This is a genomic window from Dyadobacter sp. AC419, from assembly GCF_979253085.1.
In genome coordinates this window covers 82101-105654 of sequence record NZ_CEEDCD010000018.1, presented here as the reverse complement: position 1 = coordinate 105654, position 23554 = coordinate 82101, and the positions used below count along the sequence as shown (strand labels likewise).

The 23554-nt window shown below is 45.5% G+C and carries 17 protein-coding genes and 6 pseudogenes; 6 read left to right on the top strand and 17 right to left on the bottom strand.

Features of this window, described 5'->3' with window-relative positions:
• Positions 1-76: 76 nt before the first annotated feature.
• From AC0IYG_RS12835 to AC0IYG_RS12810, 6 genes and pseudogenes are all read right to left on the bottom strand, one after another.
• Positions 77-3187 (bottom strand): annotated as a pseudogene (locus AC0IYG_RS12835) (efflux RND transporter permease subunit).
• 139 nt (positions 3188-3326) lie between these two features.
• A pseudogene (locus tag AC0IYG_RS12830) lies at positions 3327-4399 on the bottom strand (efflux RND transporter periplasmic adaptor subunit).
• A gap of 66 nt (positions 4400-4465) precedes the next feature.
• Positions 4466-5713, bottom strand: coding sequence for a TolC family protein (locus AC0IYG_RS12825; protein WP_471711453.1), 1248 nt, complete (start codon positions 5711-5713; stop codon positions 4466-4468).
• Positions 5714-5805: 92 nt separating this feature from the next.
• Positions 5806-7173 carry a HAMP domain-containing sensor histidine kinase gene (locus AC0IYG_RS12820; RefSeq protein WP_471711574.1) on the bottom strand — a complete coding sequence of 456 codons (1368 nt, stop codon included), beginning with the start codon at positions 7171-7173 and terminating at the stop codon, positions 5806-5808.
• A gap of 2 nt (positions 7174-7175) precedes the next feature.
• Positions 7176-7863: pseudogene (locus tag AC0IYG_RS12815) on the bottom strand (response regulator transcription factor).
• 9 nt (positions 7864-7872) lie between these two features.
• Complete coding sequence (locus AC0IYG_RS12810; protein WP_471711573.1) at positions 7873-8868, bottom strand: App1 family protein; 996 nt, start codon at positions 8866-8868, stop codon at positions 7873-7875.
• 78 nt (positions 8869-8946) lie between these two features.
• Between AC0IYG_RS12810 and AC0IYG_RS12805 the strand changes: the two genes are divergently transcribed.
• The 3 genes from AC0IYG_RS12805 to AC0IYG_RS12795 all read left to right on the top strand — a co-directional run bounded on the left by AC0IYG_RS12805 (position 8947) and on the right by AC0IYG_RS12795 (position 12456).
• Positions 8947-9822, top strand: a complete 876-nt coding sequence (locus tag AC0IYG_RS12805; protein WP_471711452.1) for a diacylglycerol/lipid kinase family protein — start codon at positions 8947-8949, stop codon at positions 9820-9822.
• 136 nt (positions 9823-9958) lie between these two features.
• Positions 9959-11110: an alpha/beta hydrolase family protein gene (locus AC0IYG_RS12800; protein WP_471711451.1), complete on the top strand. Its 1152-nt coding sequence runs from the start codon at positions 9959-9961 to the stop codon at positions 11108-11110.
• Between the two features lie 11 nt (positions 11111-11121).
• Entirely contained in the window at positions 11122-12456 is a 1335-nt protein-coding gene (locus tag AC0IYG_RS12795; RefSeq protein WP_471711450.1) for a GntP family permease, read from the top strand.
• On the opposite strand, the gene AC0IYG_RS12790 is transcribed toward AC0IYG_RS12795, so the two are convergent.
• The 3 genes and pseudogenes from AC0IYG_RS12790 to sucC form a co-directional block, all read right to left on the bottom strand.
• The gene (locus AC0IYG_RS12790; protein ID WP_471711449.1) at positions 12448-12777 is read right to left on the bottom strand and encodes a nucleotidyltransferase domain-containing protein; all 330 of its coding nucleotides are present in this window, start codon (positions 12775-12777) and stop codon (positions 12448-12450) included. The two genes, AC0IYG_RS12795 and AC0IYG_RS12790, sit on opposite strands and share 9 nt — an antisense overlap.
• On the bottom strand, positions 12750-13157 hold the full coding sequence (locus tag AC0IYG_RS12785) for a HEPN domain-containing protein (protein WP_471711448.1): 408 nt from the start codon (positions 13155-13157) through the stop codon (positions 12750-12752). Before AC0IYG_RS12785 ends, AC0IYG_RS12790 begins: the two co-directional genes overlap by 28 nt.
• Before the next feature lie 93 nt (positions 13158-13250).
• Positions 13251-14473: pseudogene (gene sucC / locus AC0IYG_RS12780) on the bottom strand (ADP-forming succinate--CoA ligase subunit beta).
• An 89-nt stretch (positions 14474-14562) separates the two neighbouring features.
• On the opposite strand from sucC, the gene AC0IYG_RS12775 reads away from it, so the two are divergent.
• On the top strand, positions 14563-15225 hold the full coding sequence (locus AC0IYG_RS12775) for an ABC transporter ATP-binding protein (protein ID WP_471711447.1): 663 nt from the start codon (positions 14563-14565) through the stop codon (positions 15223-15225).
• 77 nt (positions 15226-15302) lie between these two features.
• Here the strand turns inward: AC0IYG_RS12775 and groL are convergent.
• Positions 15303-16935, bottom strand: a pseudogene (gene groL / locus AC0IYG_RS12770) (chaperonin GroEL).
• Between the two features lie 57 nt (positions 16936-16992).
• Positions 16993-17290 (bottom strand): annotated as a pseudogene (locus AC0IYG_RS12765) (co-chaperone GroES).
• A gap of 231 nt (positions 17291-17521) precedes the next feature.
• Here AC0IYG_RS12765 and AC0IYG_RS12760 point away from each other — a divergent pair.
• On the top strand, positions 17522-17914 hold the full coding sequence (locus tag AC0IYG_RS12760; protein ID WP_471711446.1) for a hypothetical protein: 393 nt from the start codon (positions 17522-17524) through the stop codon (positions 17912-17914).
• A gap of 5 nt (positions 17915-17919) precedes the next feature.
• A complete protein-coding gene (locus AC0IYG_RS12755) occupies positions 17920-18231 on the top strand; it encodes a hypothetical protein (protein WP_471711445.1) in 312 nt (103 codons plus the stop codon).
• Positions 18232-18315: 84 nt separating this feature from the next.
• On the opposite strand, the gene secG is transcribed toward AC0IYG_RS12755, so the two are convergent.
• The 6 genes from secG to AC0IYG_RS12725 all read right to left on the bottom strand — a co-directional run bounded on the left by secG (position 18316) and on the right by AC0IYG_RS12725 (position 23554).
• The gene (secG, locus tag AC0IYG_RS12750) at positions 18316-18726 is read right to left on the bottom strand and encodes a preprotein translocase subunit SecG (protein ID WP_471711444.1); all 411 of its coding nucleotides are present in this window, start codon (positions 18724-18726) and stop codon (positions 18316-18318) included.
• Between the two features lie 71 nt (positions 18727-18797).
• Positions 18798-19454 (bottom strand): hypothetical protein, encoded by a 657-nt coding sequence (locus tag AC0IYG_RS12745; protein ID WP_471711443.1) that lies wholly within the window; start codon positions 19452-19454, stop codon positions 18798-18800.
• A 53-nt stretch (positions 19455-19507) separates the two neighbouring features.
• On the bottom strand, positions 19508-20068 hold the full coding sequence (locus AC0IYG_RS12740) for an LptE family protein (protein WP_471711442.1): 561 nt from the start codon (positions 20066-20068) through the stop codon (positions 19508-19510).
• Positions 20052-21347, bottom strand: a complete 1296-nt coding sequence (locus AC0IYG_RS12735) for a sigma-54 interaction domain-containing protein (protein WP_471711441.1) — start codon at positions 21345-21347, stop codon at positions 20052-20054. Before AC0IYG_RS12735 ends, AC0IYG_RS12740 begins: the two co-directional genes overlap by 17 nt.
• Positions 21344-22828: a tRNA (N6-isopentenyl adenosine(37)-C2)-methylthiotransferase MiaB gene (gene miaB / locus AC0IYG_RS12730; protein WP_471711440.1), complete on the bottom strand. Its 1485-nt coding sequence runs from the start codon at positions 22826-22828 to the stop codon at positions 21344-21346. Before miaB ends, AC0IYG_RS12735 begins: the two co-directional genes overlap by 4 nt.
• 138 nt (positions 22829-22966) lie before the next feature.
• Entirely contained in the window at positions 22967-23554 is a 588-nt protein-coding gene (locus AC0IYG_RS12725; RefSeq protein WP_471711439.1) for a BamA/TamA family outer membrane protein, read from the bottom strand.

Below are 23554 nucleotides of genomic sequence, written 5' to 3'. Positions count from 1 at the left end.
TGCTATCAAAAAACGGAGTCGAATTGATGTTTGTCAATTCGACTCCGTTTTTTATTATAAAGGAATTTTATGGCTCCTAAGCCACCGTTACCCGTGCTTTTCTTTTGTTAAAAAATCCATAAATGATCGGGAAGATCAGCAGCGTCAGCACCGTTGCGGTTATCAACCCGCCAATCACGACAATCGCCAATGGCTTCTGTGTTTCCGAACCGATTCCTGTTGACGTTGCGGCGGGCAAGAGGCCGATTGCCGCCATTAATGCGGTCATAATCACAGGTCTGATCCTTGATTTCACACCTTCCCGGATTGCTTCATCCAGCGTCATTCTGGCAGCCAGGTTTTTGTTGAAAACTGAGATCAAAATCACCCCGTTTTGCACGCATAAGCCGAATAATGCAATGAAACCCACGCCGGCCGAAATCCCGAAATTCATGTGCGTGACATGCAAGGCGAGTATGCCGCCGATCAATGCGAACGGAACATTAATGAGCACCAGCCCGGCGTCTTTTGCATTGCTGAACATGATGAAGAGCAATATAAAAATCCCGATTAAGCTGATAGGAACCACTTGTCCAAGCCGCGCTGTCGCGCGCACCTGATTTTCAAATTCACCTGACCAGTTTACAGAATAACCCTTTGGCAATGATTTCAACAAAGGTTTTACACGGTTTTGCGCATCAGCAATCGTGCTTCCCAAATCGCGTTCACGCACTGAGAATTTTACGCCTATAAAGCGTTTGTTATTGTCGCGATACACAAATGCAGGGCCGGTGACGGTGCGGATGGATGAAATTTCCTTCAATGGGATTTTTCCACCTGTCATTGTAGGAACCATCAGCTGCTGAATGTCGTCCACCGTGCGGCGATATTGCTGCTCGTAACGCAGGCGAATGTCGAACTTGCGTTCACCTTCGTACAATAGTAGAAGCGGTTTTCCCACCAATTGCCATCTCAATAACTGCTTGCGCATCGGCTGTGCTCACGCCATATTGAGCCATTTTATGATCGTGGAGGATCACACTGATCTCGGGTTGGCCAATGTTCCGCAAAATGCCGACGTCTTTAATTCCAGGTACATCCTTAATCGCATTCAGCACTTGGTCAGCCTTTGCATTCAATGTTTCCAGATCGTCTCCGTAGATTTTGACTGCATTACTCGCGTTCATCCCAGCCACGGCTTCTGCCACATTGTCGATAATAGGCTGTGAATAGTTGTAGTTGATGCCCTGGAATTGTTTGAGTTTTTTATCCATTTCCTCGATCAGCTGGTCCTGCGAAATCTTGCGCTTCCATTCTCTTCTTTCGGTTTCAAATTAACCTGCATTTGCACATAGTAAAAACCAGAAGGATCTGTTCCATCATTAGAGCGGCCGGTTTGTGACAAAACGCCATTCACTTCGGGAAATTCGTTCAGTTTGGCGCGGAGCGTGGTCACCATTTTGATCGTCTCATTCAGCGAGCTGCTCATTGGCATTTTTGCCTCAACCCAAAAGTGCGCCTTCATTCAATGTTGGCAGAAATTCTGTCCCCAGAAAGCGCGCTGAAAACATGCTTAACCCAAGAAACAGCGTGGCGAATATAATGCTGGCCTTTTTGCGGGCATAGCACCATTCAAATCCATTGATAACCGCGCGGTCGAAGAAACGAACCACCGGATTGCTTTTCTCCCTCACATTCTTATTCAGCAACATGGAACAGAGCACCGGAACAAGCGTTAATGTGTACAAAAGCGCTCCTAGCAAGGCAAAACCAAGTGTGTAAGCCAGCGGCGTAAACATTTTTCCTTCCACTTTTTGAAAGCTGAAAATGGGAATCAGCGCCGTGATAATGATCAGCTTGGAAAAGAAAATGGCCTTTCCGAGTTCCCCGCCCGTACGTTTGATCAACCCAAGTTTTGACAGCTTATTGTAACGATCCATTCCATTTTTAAGCGCGAGATGGTCGAGAGCCACAAAAATCCCTTCCACCATCACGACGGCTCCGTCAATGATAATCCCAAAGTCAATCGCACCCATGGAAAGCAAGTTCGCGGACATGCCTCTCAGTTTCAGGCACATGAATGCAAACAGCAATGCTAACGGAATGATAATGGACACAATCACCGTCGTGCGCCAGTCTGCCATAAACAGGAATACAATCACCGTCACCAGGACAATGCCTTCGACAAGATTATGCTTCACGGTGTGCGCGCAGAATTCAATGAGGTTATCGCGGTCGTAGAACGTGACCATTTTGACATCCGGCGGAAGAATTTTCGTGTTCAGCTCTTCAACCTTATCCTTTATACGCGCAAGCACTTCGCTGGGATTTTCGCCTTTGCGCTGCACAACAATGCCTTCTACGACATCGTCATTTCCGTCCAGCCCCACTTGTCCCACACGCGGCATATCCGACTCTTTTACGTCCGCAACGTCTTTTACCAAAACAGGATTATCCTTGACAAATTCAACGATAATGTTCTGAATATCAGGAATTGAATTGAGTAACCCGATCCCGCGGACAACATATGCCTGACCGTTTTTCTCAATGACGTCACCACCCACATTCACATTGCTTTTCGTCACAGCCTGGTAAACTTCCAGCGGCGTAATGTTGTATTTCACAAGTTTTGTCGGGTTGACCTGCACTTCGTAGATTTTCTCACGGCCACCAAATGCAACCACGTCAGCAACGCCCGGAATGCTTCTTAACTGTCTGTCAATGATCCAGTTATGCAATGTTAGCAATTCCCTGCTGTCCCGGTCTTTACTTTTCAATGTAAAGCGGAAAATTTCACCTGTCGGGCCGTAAGGTGGCTGCACATCCGGTTCAACGCCCTCGGGTAAGGAAATGTTACGGAGCTGATTATTAACCTGTTGCCGGGCGAAAAGTCTTCCACATTGTCATCGAAAATGATCTTGATAATGCTGAGACCGAACATAGTCGTGCTGCGGACATTGGACTTCTGCTGCACCGAATTCATCGCGACTTCGATGGGGACGGTCACGAAGCGCTCAATTTCTTCCGCGCTCCGGCCGTTCCACTGGGTTACGATAATGATTTGTGTGTTGGTAACGTCGGGGAATGCTTCCAGCGGCGTGTCACGATAACTAACGATCCCCGCGATGATCAGCAGGCCCGTCATAAAGAATATGAAAAAGCGGTTTTTTAAAGAAAACCCCACAATTCCCCTGATGAACTTGTTCATGGGTCAATGATTGAATGATTGAATGATTGAATGCGGTAATGTTGAATGATCGAATGAATGAATGATTGAATAGCAAAAAGAAGATTCAGCGCAGCGGCGCCCGCTCATTCAGTCATTCACTCATTCAGTCATTCAGTCATTAGTCATTCAGCGCGTCGTAAACGAGCAGTTGATTTTTGCTGATGACTGTTTCACCGTCTTTCAGGCCGCCGCTGATGTATGTTCGGTTCGCTAGGGAGCGGTAGATTTCAACGGGGCGGGTTTCGATTTTGGAACGGCTGTGATAGACCATAACCCAGTTTTTACTGCGATCGAAAATCACTGCCTGCGAAGGAATAGCCTGCATTTGGCTGCCTTCCTCAAAGTTGAGGCTTACGGTTGCGTGCATTTCAGGTTTCAGTTTAAAGCCCACATTCTGCAACTGAATGCGGATTTTCATTGCCTTGGTGTCCGGGTCAAGGACATTGTAGATCTTGTCGACTTTTCCTTTGAAAACTTCATCGGAGAAACTGATCGTTCTCACGTCCGCCGACATGCCGAGCTTGATCCTCGGAATATCACTTTCATTAACATTGGCCAAAACCCACACGTCCGCAATCTGTCCGACTGGGTAAATAAACTCTCAGCATTATCGGAACGGAGCTGCATGCCCAGATTCACATTTTTATCTATAATGAAGCCGTTAATAGGCGATTTTACGGTGTAATTGGCCGATTTTCCCAAACCATAAATCGAAAACACTTCCTTAACCCGGCTTACTTCTGCCTGCGCTTTATCCACCATCTGGCGCGCTGTGATCAGATCTCTTTCTGGAACCAGCTTGCTTTCGAACATATCTTCGGTAGATGATAAATTCTTTTGAGCAACCAGCAGATCAGATTGTGCCTGAATTTTTTGTCGTTCAAAATCAGCCACTTCGCCCGAGCGGATCGTCGCCAGCTTTTGCCCTTTCCGAACGTTATCACCCAGCTCAACATCCACTTCTTCAACATTGCCGCCAACAAGCGGATAAATTTTAATCACCTGATTTTCATCAGGAACCACTTTTCCGACCAGCGTCAGTTCATTGCGAACCGGCTCGGTGCGCACCGTGTCGAGCTGGATCCTGCTCATCATTGTGTCGGAAAGCATAAACGCTTTTGATTCTTCGGCGTCATCCTTTTTCGTATTGCACGCGGTAAGCCAGAAACTGAAAGCGGCCAGCATAACCATGCTTATGGAATTTTTCATTGGAATTATATTAATGGCAAAAGCCGTAATGTGAGAAATGCGGACTGATTAGTTGAAAAGTTCTTCGCCGACCACGAAGTTGAGTTCTTCGTAAACCTTAATGCGGTCGGCTTGTAAGCGGTTAAATTCCTTCGTGCTCTCGTTGTAGGTTTCGATGAAGTCGATGAATTCCAAAAGTGAAATGTTCTTTTTCTGGAAGTTGTCGTAGATGCCTTTGCTAAGGAGCTCGAATTGGTCTGAAAACTGGCTTTCGACGCTGTGATAAGCGTTTTCTGCAACGGAAACCTTTTGTAAAGCTGCGTCCACTTCGTTATTTACACTGGTCACTTTGGCCGATTCAGCCGTTTTGTAATAACTAATGTTCGTTTTGGCAGCTTTGATATTTCCCTGATTTCTGTTAAAAAACGGCAGATCCATCGTGGCCGAAACGCCGAAATAATTGTTGACATAATTACTGGCCTGATCATAAACTGCCCCGAGCTGAATGTTCGGAACCGCTAGCGATTTTTGCAATGTATAATTCAGTTCTGCTTGTTTTACAGCCGATTGCGCCACTTTCAAATCAGACCGGCTTTCCATTGCCTTCTCTTTTAATGCTGCCGAAGTGTATTGATTTAAATCATAACGACGGATATCGGCGCTGTCAACAACTGATTTGACCGGCCGGTCTGCATTGAGCAGCGTGCGGAGATCGCGCTGATTGTCATGCAGTTCAAACAGAATGTCGGCGCGGTCATTCGTCAGCTGGAAAAGGAGGGCTTTTAAACGTACAACTTCTTTGAGCGACACATTTTTACGACTATATTCTTTGTCAAATGCCGTAACGGTGGTGTTCAGCGTGGAAATCTGGGTGTCGTATAAGGCAATGGTTTTTTCCAGATAATAGGATTCAAAGAATATCTGACGAAGGTCAAATTTCAATGTCCTGATGAGGTCAAAAAATTGATATTCACTCTTTTTGATGGATTCTACGTCCAATGCAACCTGCTTGTTACGTTTGCCTGCACGCGTGATGAGCTGCTGAACTGTAAATGCTTTCTGACCTTGTTTTCCTACATCCAAAAATCCGCGTGACGGATTGTAAGCGCTGATCTCAACGCCGAATGTCGGGTTGTTCCAAAGTTTGTCTTGAATCTCAATGGATTTTGCAATGTCGATCTGATATTTCTCGGCAAGGATTTCCAGGTTATTTTGCAGGAACAAGCTGTCCGCCTGTCTGATCGAAAGCCTCAATGTGTCCTGCGCGTGGAGCTGCGCAGCCAGGCAAATGAGGATCGTCGTGAATAAAGTTCGCATGATTTCTGTGTTAGAATGATGCGATATTCCGACGCTAGTATTACAGGAGCCTTAAAATAAGCTTAGAAAAAAATTAGAACTCAAAAAACGGCCTATACGTGGTTGAGACACACTTTAAATACACTTCCGTTGCCAACTTCACTCGTGACGGTGAGCGTGCCGTGGTGTAATTCGACAATTCGCTGGCATATAGAGAGTCCAATGCCAAATCCGGGAATACTCGTCGCATTGGCAGATCGGAAGAATGGATTGAAGATATATTGCAGATCTTCCGCAGCAATGCCGATGCCCTTATCCCGCACTTTCACAATGCACGATTTATCATCAGACGCAATCAGGATCTGTGCAGAATGGTCGGGAGAATATTTGCAGGCATTGTCCAACAGATTTGAAAAAACCCTTTTTAGCAATTCTTCATTTCCCTCAATAACAGTCGCATTTTCATTTCCGGGAATGTTTTCATAATCGATCACGACATTATAATCCGGGTTAATCGACAGCAATTCTTCCTTGGCCAAAAAGGCAAGATCTTCAATGTGGATAGGCGCCATTTTAACCTGACTCGTATGCTCATAAGAGCGCGCAAGGAAAAGCAAATTGTTCGTAATGCTGATCAGCCGTTCCGTATCAGAAAATAAATTGGCAAAAACCTCTTCCAGGTCCGGGTTATCTTTATTAAAGCGCTGACCGAGTTGTATTTCGGATTTTAATGCAGCCAATGGCGTCCGGAGCTCGTGAGACGCGTGCGAAACGAAGCTTTTCTGTTGTTCGAAAGCCTTATGGAGCCGATCCAAAACGGTGTTGAAATTAATGGCGAGCTGCGCAATTTCGTCTTTGCGATTGCCTTCGTCGAGTTGCTGGGAAAGGTTTTGGGCAGTGATCAGTGAAACCTGTTCATTAATGCGGCTAATGGGCCTGAGTGCATTTCCAGCAAAATAGATTCCCAGAACGACGGTTACTGCAATCCCTGCCAATAATCCCCAGCCAAGCGTTTCACGTAAATTAGTCAGTTTGCTGTGGCCGAATGTGTCGTAAGCGGACGCCAGGACGATCAATGGTTCACTTTGCTCCTGATATAAAAGACCTATGACCTCACTTTCACCTTCATGAAATTCCATGTATTCTTTCTCACGCACTTCATCGAGCAATGTGGCCTGATAAGTCAGTAATTTGTCGTCAACACTGGAATAAATCAGTTCATTATCCGCATTGAAAATCAGGACTTTCTCGTCCAGCATTTCAGAAAGCGTGTTTTGGTCAATGGCTTTGAGCAGATCTTTGTCAATGCCTTTGACTTTAAGCAAAAGTCTGCAAGTGGTCCGCGCGCGACTTTTGAGCCGGTCGTAAAACTCTTCCTGCCTGTAATGTTCAGAAACGCTGTAAATGGTGATGGAAAACAACAGCAAGATCGCCGCTACTAACAGCGTAAACTGAAACGCAATGCGATCTTTTATCTTCAATGTCATTCTTCTTTCATGATGTAGCCCATGCCGGGGCGTGTGTGAATGAGCTTTGTAGCAAAGTCCTTATCAACTTTTTTGCGCAAATAGTTAATGTAAACCTCGACGACATTGGTGCCCGGATCAAAATTCAGGTGCCAGACATGCTCCGCAAGATCCATTTTTGAAACCACGCGGCCGCGGTGTAAAAGGAAATATTCAAGCAATGCAAACTCCTTCGCAGTTAGATCAATCGCATTTCCGCCACGCTTGACCTGTTTGGTCCCCAAATTCATTTCGAGATCGGCTATGCGCAAAATTTTGTCCGTATTTTCCGGATTAATGAGCTCAGCAACGCGCAATGCGGCATTGATTCTTGCCAGTAACTCTCTGAAATCAAACGGCTTGACAATGTAGTCGTCCGCACCTCGGCCCAAGCCTTCGAGCTTATCCTCAATTTCACCGTAAGCAGTCAGCATAATGATCGGCAGCGATGGCTTATAGATCCGGATCTGCTGGCAAACGTCATGGCCGTTCATGCCGGGCAGATGAACGTCCAGCAGCACGAGGTCAAACTTCTTTTCGAGTGCAAGCTGTTTGCCGGTTATGCCGTCGTTAGCGATCTCAGCTTCAATGTTTTCGGAAGCGAGCCCGCGAAAAATGTTCTGCGCAATGCGGCGGTCATCCTCAGACGATCAGGATTTTTTTCATGAGAGAGAATCATTTGATTCGACTAGGGGAGGCAAATGGGTCAATGGGTGCCTGAAATACGATCCCATTGTCCAGCGAATGAATAATGGCCTTGTTACTGTGCGCAAAATAACACACATCAACGCCAAGTTCCTGGATATTTTTCATGATTGCAGTGGTTTCCGACTTGCTTCTCCGCCGCGTTTGCCGGATGTAAACTGCACGAATATTGGCTGCGAATTGCGTGCAGATTTCCTGGTAAATTTCCGGGTCTTTCTGCGAATCGTCACCGAGCAGAATAAACTGCAATTCGGGATAGAAGTTGATGATATTCTGGATCTTACGAAGCTTATGGTCGTGTGAACCTGCGCCCGTCATCACAAAATCATCCAATCCGGATTTTATTTTTCTAAGCTTCAAAACGGCTTTTGGCAAACCATTCAATTCTGCAAAGCGGACGATCATATCATACAGATTCCACTCGCTGCTCGACACATAAAAAAAGATGTTGCTGTCCTTATGCGGGTGCGTCCGGCTCGCGAAGGAAAGGAGCTGATAATGCTTTACGACATCGTCAAACGGCTTTCTGGCCTGCACATTCTTTGAAAGCAAAACGAAAAGTTTCCGAAAAGAACGACGGCTGTGTGAGATCAGGAATGTGTCATCAATGTCGGAAATGATGCCATAGGAGCTTTTATAAGGCAGAAAAAACTCTTCACTTGCGTTTCCCTGATATTTTTTTCCATTCCAATCCCCTTCCACGGAAACTTCGTAAGTATGCCAACCGCTGGAAATGGGTTCTGTCAATGGCACCTGGAATCGAAAATATCCATCCTCTTCGGCAGTCGTTTCGGCCGTCATATTTCCCAGCCGGAGCGTCACTTTCAGGAACGGAATCGGTTTAACAGAAAAAAGCTCAATGATCGTTCTCGCATATCTGAACCCGCTTCTTGTATATTTTCGATCACCGGAGGGATACTTTTCTGACGATATGCCCAAACACCACCAGTTCATTTTTATTGGCATATCCACGATACAATTTTAAGTCGCAACGTTTCATAACTATCTTTATCCCCTAGACTTTAAGTCCCTAATTTAGACAATATGTTTTCAGAACGAAAGGTTTTGTTGGTTGTAAATCCCATCTCCGGTGATATTGATAAGGATGAGGTTTTTGAGAAGGTGATCGAAATGGCTGAGGCCGAAGGATATGATTTGCGCATTTACACCACCACGGGGGAGAATGATCTTGCCACGGTTAGGGAAATGGTTGGTAACATTAATCCTGAACGTGTGCTGGTTGCGGGCGGCGACGGCACCATTTCCATGGTCGCTGAGGCTGTGCAGGGCTCGGACGTGATTTTAGGCATTATTCCTGTGGGCTCCGCCAACGGACTTGCGGTTGATTTTGGTGTTTCCGGCTCCATTGCGCAGGTTGTTGAAATTGCTTTTGGTGACAATATTGTTGGCATTGATGCTGTTTCCATCAATGGCGAAGTAAGCCTGCATTTGAGTGACATTGGCTTGAATGCATTGTTGGTAAAAAACTACGAAAACGGCGATACGCGTGGGAAACTGGGTTACGCCAAGGAAATGCTGAAAACGCTCAGCGAACACGAAAATTTTCTCGTAAAGATTACGACCGACCAGGAAATTATCGAAACGGAAGCTCTGATTGTGATCATTGCCAATGCACAGAAATACGGAACGGGCGTCACAATCAACCCAGCCGGCGACATGTCAGATGGTTTTTTTGAACTGGTCATTGCCAAAAAGCTTGATTTCATAGAAACTGCGCGGATCCTGGCAGGAAGCACGGACTTCAATCCTGAGATCATGCAGGTTGTTTCGGTCCAAAAAGCAACAATCGAATGTCTGGATAAAGAAGCGCATTTTCAGATCGATGGCGAATATAAAGGCATGGTAACCAAGCTGGAAGCGCATATTTTGAAGGAATACATTAAAGTATCAATTCCATAATTGGCTTTTGGCAATCTGCTTTCGGCAATCGAATGCTTTGACGGCCGATTGCCGAAAGCTGACAGCTGACCGCCAAATCAGTAGTCCGTGCCCGTTCCTTACTTTGTGGAAATATGTTCAACTATTCCATTTAATGATGAAAGTCGCACTACTGTCTGCTTTAAGCGTTTTTTGTTTGATCAATATAGCAGCTGCCCAGCAACGTGAACTGTGTCAGGGCGCTTATTTCACAGAAGCGCAGGGCAAGGAATTCCTTGAAAAACATGCTGTAAAAACCAAACTGGAATGGGAAACACGGGCTGCCATGATCCGGAAGCAAATCCGGGAAGGAATGGATTTGCAGCAAATGCCCGTAAAACCGACATCGAAGCCAATCATTCACAGCAAACGCGAAATGGATGGTTACACGATCGAGAATGTTGCATTTGAAAGCATGCCGGGCATTTATGTGACTGGAAATTTATACAAACCAACCAAAAAGAAGCAATCTTACGCCGGAGTCCTATGTCCGCACGGACATGGCGAAAACCCACACGGAAGGTTTCGCGAACAAACCCAGAAACGCTGCGCAACGCTTGCGCGCATGGGCGCCGTCGTTTTTGTCCTGGATATGGTTGGACAAGGCGATTCTAAATATTGCGAGCACAAAATGCCCAAAGCGCTCAAATTGCAGACTATTAATGCAGTGAGAGCATTGGATTTTCTGATCGCGCAACCCGGTGTCGATCCCGAAAGAATTGCGGTTACCGGCGAATCGGGTGGGGGAACGCAGACATTCCTGCTGGCTGCATTGGACGATCGTGTGAAGGTTACTGCGCCGGTTGTGATGGTTTCTGCTCACTTTTTCGGTGGATGCGTTTGCGAAAGCGGTTTGCCAATTCATAAAAAAGGCGATTATCAAACCAATAATGTTGAAATCGCCGCATTAACCGCCCCGCGCCCGATGATCCTCGTTTCCGATGGCGGCGACTGGACAAAGAACACGCCGGAGGTTGAATTTCCTTTCATTCAGAATATTTACAACTTATACGGCAAGAAAGGTCTAGTCGAAAATGTGCATTTGCCCAATGAAAAGCATGATTACGGTCCGTCAAAAAGAGACGCCATGTACGCTTTTATGGCGAAGCATGTTGGTCTGGATTTGAAGGCGGTGACTAATGCCAAGGGCAAAGTTGACGAAGGGCCTTCGAAAGTGCTCGAACAAAAAGATCTTGAAGTTTTCAATGCAGCACACCCGCGGCCTGCGAATGCTGTAATGGGCGATGAGGCAGTTATGAAATTGCTGTAACCCCAACGCCAATGATCATTGTCATCGTTTTCATCGCCATTGTTTTTATCGTATTAAGCTCAACAATCCTGAAAATGCACCCGCTCGTCGGCCTGCTGCTGGCAGCAATAGGCGTAGGTATTTTTGCGGGACTGCCCATTGATAAACTGGCGGAAACGATTGGCAAAGGCTTTGGCGAACTGATGTCGAAGATCGGGTTAATGGTGATTCTGGGCTGCGTAATTGGCGCTATTTTGGATAAATCTGGCGCTGCGATTAAAGTTGCCGATGTGATTCTCAATTTGTTTGGTGAAAAGCGGCCAGCATTTGCGATGGCTGTAATTGGAGGGATCGTCGGCATTCCGGTTTTCTGTGATTCGGGCTTTATTATTTTGCATAAGCTCAACCAGATCGTCGCTAAACGGACAGGGAAGCCGTTGGGGACCATTGCGTTATCCCTCTCCGGCGGACTGTTTGCAACGCACACATTGGTGCCGCCAACGCCCGGCCCGCTATCCGCAGCCGGAAACCTGGGCATTGCAGATTCCGTTGGGCTCGTAATTTTGATTGGGTTAATCGTCTCTATTCCAAGTCTTTTCCTCTCCACCTGGTTTGCCGGAAAGTATGCCAGGAATGTTGAGATCACTGAAAATTCAGCAGTCGAACCGCCCGTTATCATTCAGGAAAGCCGACTTCCACCCGCCTGGAAAGCATTCATGCCCATTCTGCTGCCCATCATCTTAATTACACTTGCCTCTTTTGCGAGAATTTTAGATTTTCCAGAAACGTGGACAAAATGGCTAGGCTTCTTTGGCAGTCCGCTCGTCTCATTCCTCATTGCAATCTTTTTCAGCTACTCCCTTTTCCCGGAATACGCGGCAGAAAGAATGATGGCTTGCTTCAAAAGCGGCATTGAACATTGTGGGACAACATTGGTCCTAGTAGGAGCAGGAGGCGCCTTCGGCGCAATTTTGAAAGAAACCTCTTTGAAAGATATGGTCAGCGAATGGCTGCTGCACAATGAAATGTCCGGCGCATACTTGCTGTTAATCGCCTTTCTGATCGCCGCATTCTTCAAAACAGCCCAAGGTTCAACGACATCCGCTATGGTGCTCACAACCAGCATTCTGGCGCCATTGCTGGGATCACTAGGCTTCGTAACGCCGATTCAAATTACATTAGTGGTTATGGCCGTAGGAAGCGGCGCCATGATCGTCTCGCATACGAATGATGCCTGGTTCTGGGTTGTATCGCAGTTTACCGGCATCTCAGCCAGAGACACTTACAGGACGCATACGATACTCACAGGTTTGCAGGGGATTGTGAGTTTTTTGGTGGTGATGTTGCTTTGGGTAATCTTAGGCTGAATGTTTCAACTTAAATTCGATGCCTGTTTTCCTGATTTCCGCAGCAAACGGATTATTTGAAGAGAGCATATCCTGCTTGGATATTGGGTGTGGCTCGATTCTGGAATCAAACTCGGAAGCAAGCATCATTAGATTTACTTGAATATCAAATCTTTCATTCTCTGGCAAATTCTCAATGACCAGCGCAATGTCAATGTCGCTTTCAGCACGAGAATTATTGTTGGCAAAAGATCCAAAAAGATAAGCTGCAATCAACCCTGGCTGACTTTTCGAGACAGTGGACACAAAGCGCTCTAATATTTTACTAAGTCCTTGATCCATAATCTATTTTCTTTTAGTCGTTCAATCCAGTTGTTAGTGAATTCGGGAGTGCATGTTTTCTGAAAGCTCATTTTGTAGTCATCATATCTGCCGTTAATATTGAAGGCTGTGACTGACACAAAAAACAATTTTCTTTCCTCGGTCAGTTCAATGTTGCTTCTTTCAGCAAGCCGCAACAAGTTGTGTGTGAAAGGAGGGAATTCATTGTTAATCTTCACAAACAACGTTTTAAGGAGCTTTTCTATCATTAAATGTCCTACAAATAAACTCCATGCATAGCGCTTGCTGTCCAGCATTGCCGTCAATGTTTCGAAGTCATCATCCGAACTTTTGATCCAGTAATCAATAACTTTCTCCTTATCGAATCCAGCGTCATCCATTTACAAAAATTTGGATTTAGTTAAGTAATCAACAACAACAAAAAAAGGATAACCAAAAATGGCTATCCTCTTTTCATATGCTTTAATGCTTTCTTAAACTCCCAGCTCAGCCAAAACCTCTGAAACCTTAGCAGCAGCTTCTTTAAACTCAATCGCCGAAGAAACCTTCAAGCCAGACTCATTGATGATTCTTGCTCCTTCTTCTGCGTTGGTTCCTTGCAGACGAACGATGATAGGAACCGGAATTTCTCCGATAGCTTTGTAGGCTTCCACAACACCCGCTGCAACGCGGTCGCAGCGAACGATACCACCGAAAATGTTGATCAGGATTGCCTTAACATTTGGATCTTTCAGAATGATACGGAAACCTGCTTCTACGGTACGTGCGTTTGCGCCACCCCCAACATCCAGGAAGTTAGCAGGCTCGCCGCCTGAAAGCTTGATAAGGTCCATTGTAGCCATGGCAAGACCAGCACCATTTACCATGCAACCAACGTTTCCGTCCAGTTTCACATAGTTCAGGTTGTTTGCGCCTGCTTCAACTTCCAAAGGATCTTCTTCGTTTGTATCACGCATTTCAGCCAATTCCGGGTGACGATATAATGCATTGTCATCCAAATCAACTTTGGCATCAACGGCAAGAATTTTATTGTCAGATGTTTTCAAAACCGGGTTGATTTCGAACATCGCTGAATCGCTTTCAATGTATGCTTTGTAAAGGGAAGTGATGAATTTCACCATTTCTTTGAAAGCATCGCCTTCAAGGCCCAATGCAAAAGCAACTTTACGCGCCTGGAACGGCTGCAAACCTACTTTTGGATCAATCCACTCTTTCATGATCTTCTCAGGCGTGTGCTCAGCAACTTCTTCAATGTCCATACCGCCTTCGGTGCTGGCCATGATTACATTGCAGTTACGGCCACGGTCAAGGAGGATAAAAGATAATATTCTTTCGGCTCGCTTGGCCCTGGATAATACACGTCTTCGGCAATAAGGACTTTGTTAACACGCTTGCCATCAGGACCAGTCTGGTGTGTAACCAGGACTTTTCCCAAAATATTGTTGGATATGGTGCGTACGTCTTCAACAGATTTCGCAAGGGCAACGCCACGTTGTTCTGTTCCAACGATGCGGCCTTTTCCACGTCCACCAGCGTGGATCTGGGATTTTACTACATACCATTTGGTACCAGTCTGCTGGCTAAGCTCACGCGCAACTTCTACTGCCTTGTCCGGAGTGTCGGCTACGAGCCCTTCCTGAATACGCACACCGTATTTTTTAAGAACGCTTTTGCCTTGATATTCGTGAATATTCATGAGTATAAAAGTAAATTGGTATTTTCACGGCAAATTAAGGAATTAATCAAAACGGGCGTAGGTTTCAGTCCAATTATCTTCTCCAAAATATGAATTTACTGCGGGCGACCGGAATCAAGCGTACATATGGTTCTTTACAGGTTTTGAAGGGGATCGATCTGGAAGTGGAGAAAGGGGAAGTCGTCGCGATTGTAGGGCCATCCGGTGCTGGAAAAAGCACTTTTCTACATATTCTGGGCACATTGGACAGGCCGGATCAGGGGCAGGTTTTTATTGAAGATATCAATGTTTTTACCCAAAAAGATAAGGATCTTGCACAATTCCGGAACGAAAAAATAGGCTTCATCTTCCAGTTCCATAACCTGCTTGCTGAATTCACGGCATTGGAAAATGCATGCATGCCGGGTTATATCAATGGTTCAATGAATGAGAAAGACATTCTGAGCAGAGGAAGGGAGTTGCTGGAAATGTTGGGTCTGGCTGGTCGGGCGGATCATTTGCCGTCGCAACTTTCGGGAGGTGAGCAACAGCGTGTTGCGGTGGCAAGAGCACTTTTGAATAAACCTTCTATCGTTTTAGCGGACGAACCAAGCGGAAACCTGGATTCACATAATGCATTGGAATTGCATCAGTTATTCTTCAAGCTGCGTGATGAATTCGGGCAAACATTTGTGATTGTAACGCATAATGAAGATCTGGCTGCAATGGCGGACCGGAGATTGGTTATGCAAGACGGGTTTATGCAATCATAACTTTTTATTGAAACTTCTGCAGAGCAAAAGCCGCCCAGTTTCCTGAGCGGCTTTTTATATATCCGAAAGGGGATGAATTACATCATTCCACCCATTCCGCCACCGTGGCTGTGACCGCCACCTGCAGGAGCTTCTTCTGGCTCGTCAGCAATTACACATTCTGTTGTCAACAACAAGCCTGCAATAGATGCTGCGTTTTCCAAAGCCAAACGGGATACTTTTTTCGGGTCAATGATACCAGCTTCCAAAAGGTCTGTGTAAACATTGTCCTTCGCATTGTAACCGTATGAGCCTGTTCCTTCTTTCACTTTCGCAACAACTACTGATGGCTCCTGGCCTGAGTTAGAAACGATTGTTCTCAAAGGAGCTTCCAAAGCTACGCGGATAATGTTGATACCCGTTGTTTCGTCTTCGTTAGCACCTGTGAAGCCATCCAAAGCAGCAGTTGCGCGGATGTAAGCCACACCACCACCAGCTACGATTCCTTCTTCAACAGCTGCACGAGTTGCATGCAATGCATCGTCAACGCGGTCTTTTTTCTCTTTCATTTCAACCTCAGTTGCGGCTCCAATGTAAAGGATAGCTACACCACCTGACAATTTAGCAAGGCGTTCCTGAAGTTTTTCGCGATCGTAATCAGAAGTTGTATTTTCGATCTGCGCTTTGATTTGGTTTACGCGGCCCTGAATGTCTTCAGAATTGCCTGATCCGTTAACCAAAGTTGTATTGTCTTTGTCGATAATCGCTTTTTCGCAAGTACCAAGATATTCCAAAGTTGCGTTTTCCAATTTGAAACCACGCTCTTCTGAAATAACTGTACCGCCAGTGATGATCGCGATGTCTTCAAGCATTGCTTTACGACGGTCACCAAAACCAGGAGCTTTAACAGCTGCTACTTTCAAGGCGCCACGGATTTTGTTTACTACCAAAGTAGCAAGTGCTTCTCCGTCAACATCTTCTGCCAAAATAAGCAAAGGACGGCCAGTTTGTGCAACTGCTTCAAGAACTGGAAGCAATTCTTTCATTGAAGAAACTTTCTTCTCAGAAATTAAGATATATGGACGCTCAAGATCAGCTTCCATTTTCTCAGTGTTTGTCACGAAATATAGGAGACAGGTAACCACGGTCAAACTGCATACCTTCCACAGTTTTAACTTCTGTTTCAGTTCCGCGCGCTTCTTCAACAGTGATAACACCTTCTTTTCCTACTTTTTCCATCGCTTCGGCAATCATATTACCGATCTCTTCGTCGTGGTTAGCTGAAATTGTAGCAACCTGAGCGATTTCTTTTGAAGTAGAGATAACTTTTTTCTGTCCTTCAAGATTTTTTGTGATGACAGCAACTGCTTTGTCAATACCGCGTTTCAAATCCATTGGATTTGCGCCGGCAGCTACGTTTTTAACACCGATTGAGTAGATAGCCTGTGCCAAAACGGTTGCAGTAGTTGTACCATCACCCGCAGAATCAGCAGTTTTAGAAGCTACTTCTTTCACCAACTGAGCACCCATGTTTTCGATAGGGTCTTTCAGATCGATTTCTTTTGCAACCGTCACACCATCTTTTGTGATGCTAGGCGATCCGAATTTTTTATCGATAACTACGTTACGACCACGTGGTCCTAATGTTACTTTAACGGCATCAGCCAATGTATCAACACCGCGCTTAATTTTATCACGAGCTTCGGTATCGAAGAAAATTTTCTTAGACATACTAATTAATCGTTTTGATTTTCTTGATTGAAATTACTTATTGAACTTAACTGACAATTAACCAATGATGGCATAAATGTCAGATTCACGCATGATCAGGACATCTTTGCCTTCATACGCCAATTCAGTACCTGAATATTTTCCGTATAATACGGTGTCACCTACCTTAACGGTCATTGGCTCGTCTTTTTTACCCGGGCCTACTGCTACGTACAGTTCCACGTTGCGGTTTTTCCTTTGCAGTATCAGGGATAATGATACCAAATGCTGTTTTTTCTTCGGCTGGGGCTGGTTCTACAAGAACACGATCAGCCAGAGGTTGTACGTTCACTTGTATTTCTGCTAAAGTTGACATAAATATTAAACGTTTGTTTTTTGATTGTCAGTAATAGTTTTGACTGTAACCTTGTAAGCACAATCTATGCCAGCAACTTTCGTTCTGACATTTTTTCCGGCAAGTGTGACAAATTTGTATTCAAACCCGTCGTTATATGATTATAAGAGCATTTCCATTGTCATAATAGACAAACCGTTGTTTGAGCAAATGAAAATGCTTAAATTTTATCGGCACCAAATGTAGAATCCTATGACACACCTCCAAAAAAACTGGTTAACCGAAGGAACGCTGGACTTTGAGTACAAGAAATATGTGTTAATGGCGTATTTACAGCACATTGACAGTCAGTTTACAGTAAACAAGCTGCATCCGCATCTGCCAGATCTGCAATTTCATTTCGACTCCTGCATCAGGATCCGCAGCAACAAAAGCGCAATCAAAACATCATTTCCTAAAAACGTGACCGGGATTGACCTGAAAAACTGGACCCTGGAATACGAGGAAATGCATCAGGACGATCCTTATCTCGAAGAAATCAACTATATCCTTGATTTCGCCATTCCGCGTTTCTCGCGTTCACTGGAGCAAGGAGCCGAGCGCTTCAGTGAAGTCAGGGGGAGAACATTAAGATTTCGCCCGTAGGCATTGTGCCGCTGCGGCTGGAAGAAGGTTATCTGCTTTTCCTGCACACTTTTCAGCCATTGGTGAGCATTTTCGAATATCAACTGGCGCTTTATAATGCAATGAAAGAGCGCTACTTAAAAACGACTTTTGTTGACAGTGTGCGGATCGGGCTTGGAAAGACAGTTTCCCAGATAAAGGTTGATTTAACAAAAAAGAACAAATCACTGCCTAATCCGGCGACATACATTGTAGAATCAAAATACGATTATCCATTGCACGAAGCGCTGCTTCCCGTCGCCAAAAAGTTAATCTTAAAGCAGATCAATGTTGCCTGATATTAGCAACTTGCTTCATAACCCAATAAAAAAACGCTCATGACCAGATCATGAGCGTTTTTTTAACTTTAAAATTCTAAACTCTTATTTCGTTGTATCCGCTGGAGCAGCTGGTGTTGCTGCTGGCGTCGTTGCCTCGCCTGCCGGAGCGGCGGCTCCCGGAGCCGCAGCGCCCGGAGCTGGTGCCGGAGCAATGTTTCCGCCTGGAATGGCAGTGTTTTGTGCTTTTTCAACATTGACACTATTAATGCCGCCTGTCTGTGCACTTCCACCTACGATAATGTAAGAAGCCAGCGAGATCAAAATAACAGCTCCTGCAAGTCCCCACGTGATTTGTTCCAATAAATCGGTCGTCTTTTTAACACCGAACATTTGGGTTGTTCCTGCTCCGCTAAATTCGCTGGAAAGTCCTCCTCCTTTTGAATTTTGTACCAACACAACCAGAATCAACAATACTGCGATAATCGCAACCAGAATGATTAAACCCAAATACATGCCTTATGACTTTTTTTAATGATTGAATGACTAAATGAGTGAATGACTGAATGTTTTATTTGTCAATCATTTCAATTTGTGCGATATAACTCGCTTAATTTTTTCGCAAAGTAATTTCTTTTTTCTGGTTTTTTCAAGATCAATTTTTGATAGAGGTCAATGGCTTTCTCAATTTTACCTTGTCGCACCAATATTTTTGCAAATGCTTCGGTCTCAATGCTTCCTGCTCCCGATTCGGCAACACGACCGCTGACATCAATCGCGACAGGTTCCAGATTATTGTCCTGGCGAATGATCCGGGGATTCTTTTTCATGAAACCCTGAATGATCTGCTGCTGTCTTTTTTGCTCTTCGGAAACCAGGTTTTGTAAACTTATAGTCTCCTGCTCAACCAGGCTGATCAGAATATCTTCGCTATCCTGAGGAACGGCTTTCTCCTGATTTTCAATGACTTCCTCGATATTGACAGTGGCGTCATAGCGCTCATTGTCACTTTCCACAAGCTGCTGTAAAGCAACGCGGCTTAATGCATAAGCAGCAGCTCGTGGACGCGCTTCTTCGAGTTTTTCAGTGCCGGCAAGGCTGGACGCCTTAGCGAGTAAAGAATAGGAAATTTGGCAATAAGGAAATGCCTTGATCGTGGCTTCCAGGTCCGCAATCACTTCCGTGCTGACCGCTTGCGGATGTTTGACCAAATTGCTGAATGCCTCCTTTTCAATGATGGCCATATGAACCTTTGTATTTTGGAATAAAGGATGAAGTTATGCAAAAGGGCAATCTTCTACCAGTCTGCCGCCGATTTATTAAAAATCTGTTGCACCAGGTTTTCCCGGATCACAGGCAAAAGACGCGCTTCATTTTGGTTAAGCGTTTGATCCTGAGGAAAGTCAGCATAGTAAGTAAAAGACTGATCAAAATTCTTTGTTTCGTCTTTCGCATTCGTGTATCGAACCTGAACGGTGACATTCAAACGGTTTAATCCCGCCTGGTCATTGGCGGTTGGCGCGGCTGCAAGCACGTCATAACCAGTAATCGATCCTTCCAGGACAAGGTCACCGCCGCCTGGTTGGCTCAGTAAGCTCGTATTTCTCTGAAAATATTCTTTCAGCTCTTCTGTAAGCCGCTGTGGCAGATCGGGCGGTCCGCCGGCCGTTCCCATTGTAAAGTTCAGGACGCTGAAAGTCTTAATGTCAGGCGATAAATTGGTTCCGGTGAAGGAATACACACCGCAACTTGACAAAAACAAGGCGCAGTGGAGCACGAAAAACAGTGCTGTCAACTTTTTGGCGTTCATCTGGAGGCGGGTGCTGAAAATATTCAATGCTTTATTCTTCAATGTCATACTGCTTGATTTTCCTGTATAACGTCCGTTCCGATATGCCCAATGCACTTGCTGCGTATTTTCGTTTGTTATTGTTTTTGCGCAGTGCCTTAATGATCATTTCCTTCTCTTTATCTTCCAGTGAAAGTGATTCTTCCTCTGCCGTTACGTGCACAACGTCTTCAATTTCGCTTCTTTCATCCGAATATCTGTCCAGATCCACCGTGCGCGAAGGAACGGGCGATAAAAGTCTCGAAGGCTCAATGGTCGGCGTGTGTGAAGCAGGCTCTACGGAATTGAGCGAACTGAAAAGTTCCTGATGGTCTTTCAGAATATCGCCGCCATATTTTTCATTTTCAAGCACATTACGAACGAGCTTTTTCAACTCGGTCATGTCGCGGCGCATGTCAAAAAGCACCTTATAAAGCAATTCCCGCTCCGAAAATGAGCTGGCAGAATCTTCTCCGGTGCGTAATGTGATCAATGCTTTTCTGCCTGCCGGCTGCACGGGATTCAGGTAATTGTTAAGCGTTTCGCGACTGATAGGCAGCTCTTTATCCGTTTCCAGAATCGTGATCTGTTCCGCAATATTTTTAAGCTGACGAATGTTTCCGGGAAATGCATATTGAAGCAAAAGGTCGCGCGCTTCGGAGTCCAGACGAACGGGCTTTGTCCTGTATCTTTCCGAAAAATCATTGGTAAACTTCCTGAAAAGCAGCAGGATATCCTCACCTCGGTCGCGCAGGGGCGGCACGTAAATGGGGACGGTGTTCAGCCTGTAATAAAGATCCTCGCGAAATTTTCCATTGTTAACCGCATCCAGCAAATTAACATTCGTCGCTGCAACAACGCGCACATTGGTTTTAAGCACTTTGGAAGATCCTACACGAATGTATTCCCCGTTTTCAAGCACACGTAAAAGCCTCGCCTGCGTTCCTAATGGCATTTCTCCAACTTCATCCAGGAAAATTGTGCCGCTGTTTGTTGTTTCAAAATATCCTTTTCTCGCATCCAAAGCACCAGTAAATGCGCCTTTTTCATGTCCGAAAAGTTCTGAATCAATGGTTCCTTCAGGAATGGCGCCGCAGTTGATGGCGATAAAAGGGCCGTGTTTACGCGAGCTCAGGCTATGAATTATTTTTGAAAAAGATTCCTTTCCGCTTCCGCTTTCCCCGGTTATGAGCACGGTCAGGTCCGTTGCCGCGACTTGCACCGCAACATTAATGGCATGGTTAAGCCCCGGAGACGTGCCGATGATTCCGAAACGGTTCTTTATTGCTTGTATTTCAGCTGGATTCATGAAAATGCCACTTTTTCCACCGCATAACCGCGAAGCGTCGCAGCCGTGGTGTCTGTAATTAATACGTCAACATATTCCCCAATCTTGAAATTTTCTCTTGGGAAAATGACTCTTTTATTCTGATCGCTCCGACCAGTAAAGTCGTCCTCGGAGCGTTTTGAGGTGTTTTCTATTAAAACTTTTTGTACCGTCCCGATGAGCTGCTGATTGCGTTCAAGGGAAATTCTTTGCTGAATGTCAATGATCTCAGCCAGACGCCTTTGCTTAATGTCGGCAGGAATGTCATCCGCATATTTTTTCGCGGCCAATGTGCCCGGGCGTTCAGAATAGGCAAACATATAGCCGAAATCGAAACGCACATATTCAAGCAAAGACAGCGAATCCTGATGTTCTTCCTCCGTTTCTGAGCAAAAACCAGCGATCATATCATGAGAAATGGCACATTCATCACCCATGATGCGGCGAATGCTGTCAATTCTTTCGAGATACCATTCACGGTCATAAGTCCGGTTCATCATGGCCAGCACGCGGCTATTGCCATGTTGCGCGGGCAGGTGAATGTATTTGCAGATGTTATCGTATTTTCTGATCGTGTAAAGCACTTCGTCCGTGATGTCTTTCGGATGTGAAGTGCTGAACCTTACCCGCAAATACGGACTGATCTGCGCTACCATTTCGAGCAGTTGCGCAAAGTTCACCTGCGTTTCAAGCGAACCATTTTCGACATTTGTAGAAATGCCCGTTACACTGTTAGGTCCCTGCCATTTATAACTGTCCACATTCTGGCCCAGTAGTGTAACTTCCTTATAACCATCATTGTAAAGGTCTTGCGCCTCTTTCACGATGGAGTAAGGATCGCGACTTCTTTCGCGGCCGCGCGTCATTGGCACGACGCAAAAGCTGCACATGTTATCACAGCCGCGCATGATCGAAACCAATGCAGTAACACCATTGGAATTCAGACGGATAGGTGAAATGTCAGCGTAAGTTTCTTCTCTTGATAAAAATACATTGACACCTTTCTGGCCAGTTTCCGCCTCTTCCACGAGCCTTGGCAGATCGCGGTAAGCATCCGGACCGGTCACGATATCAACCATTTTTTCTTCTTTAAGCAACTTGGCTTTCAGGCGCTCGGCCATGCAGCCCAGCACGCCGATGAGTGTGCCCGGCTTCTTCTTTTTGATGACATTAAGCTGCCGCAGCCGTGTCCTGACGTGTTGCTCTGCATTGTCACGAATTGCGCAGGTGTTAAGGAATATCAGGTCGGCATTTTCAACTTCAGAAGTTGTTGCAAACCCCGCTTCACGCATTACGGAGGCCACGATCTCGCTGTCTGCGAAATTCATCTGGCAGCCGTAACTCTCTATAAAAAGTCGTTTTTTATTTAACGCAGGCTCATTTTCGGAAATATGGACTATCTCGCAGGCATCCTTGTCCTCCGCAGTCAATATCTTTAAAGTCTCTGCAATTCTATGTTCCATGGAAGGATTCTTATATGCTCAATGATTGTAGAAACAGAGTCGGCAAATGCTGCCCGAGTCCGTTTGAAAGAATTACAAATATAGAAAGATTAAGCTAAAAACTGACAAACTGTCATACTTTAAGCAGGTCAATTTCCCTCAAAAAGGATAACCAACGCCGAGGTTAATGTTCAGAAAGTTGGACTGCGTGCGCTGGAAAAGTTTGTTGAATTGAAGCTCATCGAGTACAAACCGCTGCAAGGCAGGGTCATATACTTTAATTCCAAAATCGAAACGGAGAACGAAAAATGAGAGGTCATAACGAATCCCGAACCCGGTTCCCACGGCAATATCTTTCAGGAATTTGTCTGCTTCCAGCTTTTGCTCATCGGTTGCTGTGCTATTCAAATTCCAGACATTACCCGCATCAATAAACAGGGCATAGTTAATGTCACCGAAGAATTTGGCCAAAAATCCCCGCCATTCCAGGTTGCCTTCCAGCAGGAATTCGCCCGGTGATTCAGCTGTCAGGCCAATTGGAGTAATCCGTGGAGGAGAAGAGCCGGGGCCAAGCCTGCGTGGTAACCAGGCCCGCAAGCTGTTTGAGCCACCCGCGAAGAAATATTTTTCATAGGGCGGCACTTTGCTGTCGCCATAACTATAAACCGCTCCTGCATTGACCCGTGCGATAAATGCAGAACGCTTGCCGGCGCGCCAGTAACGCCGGTAATCCGCATTCCAGCGCAC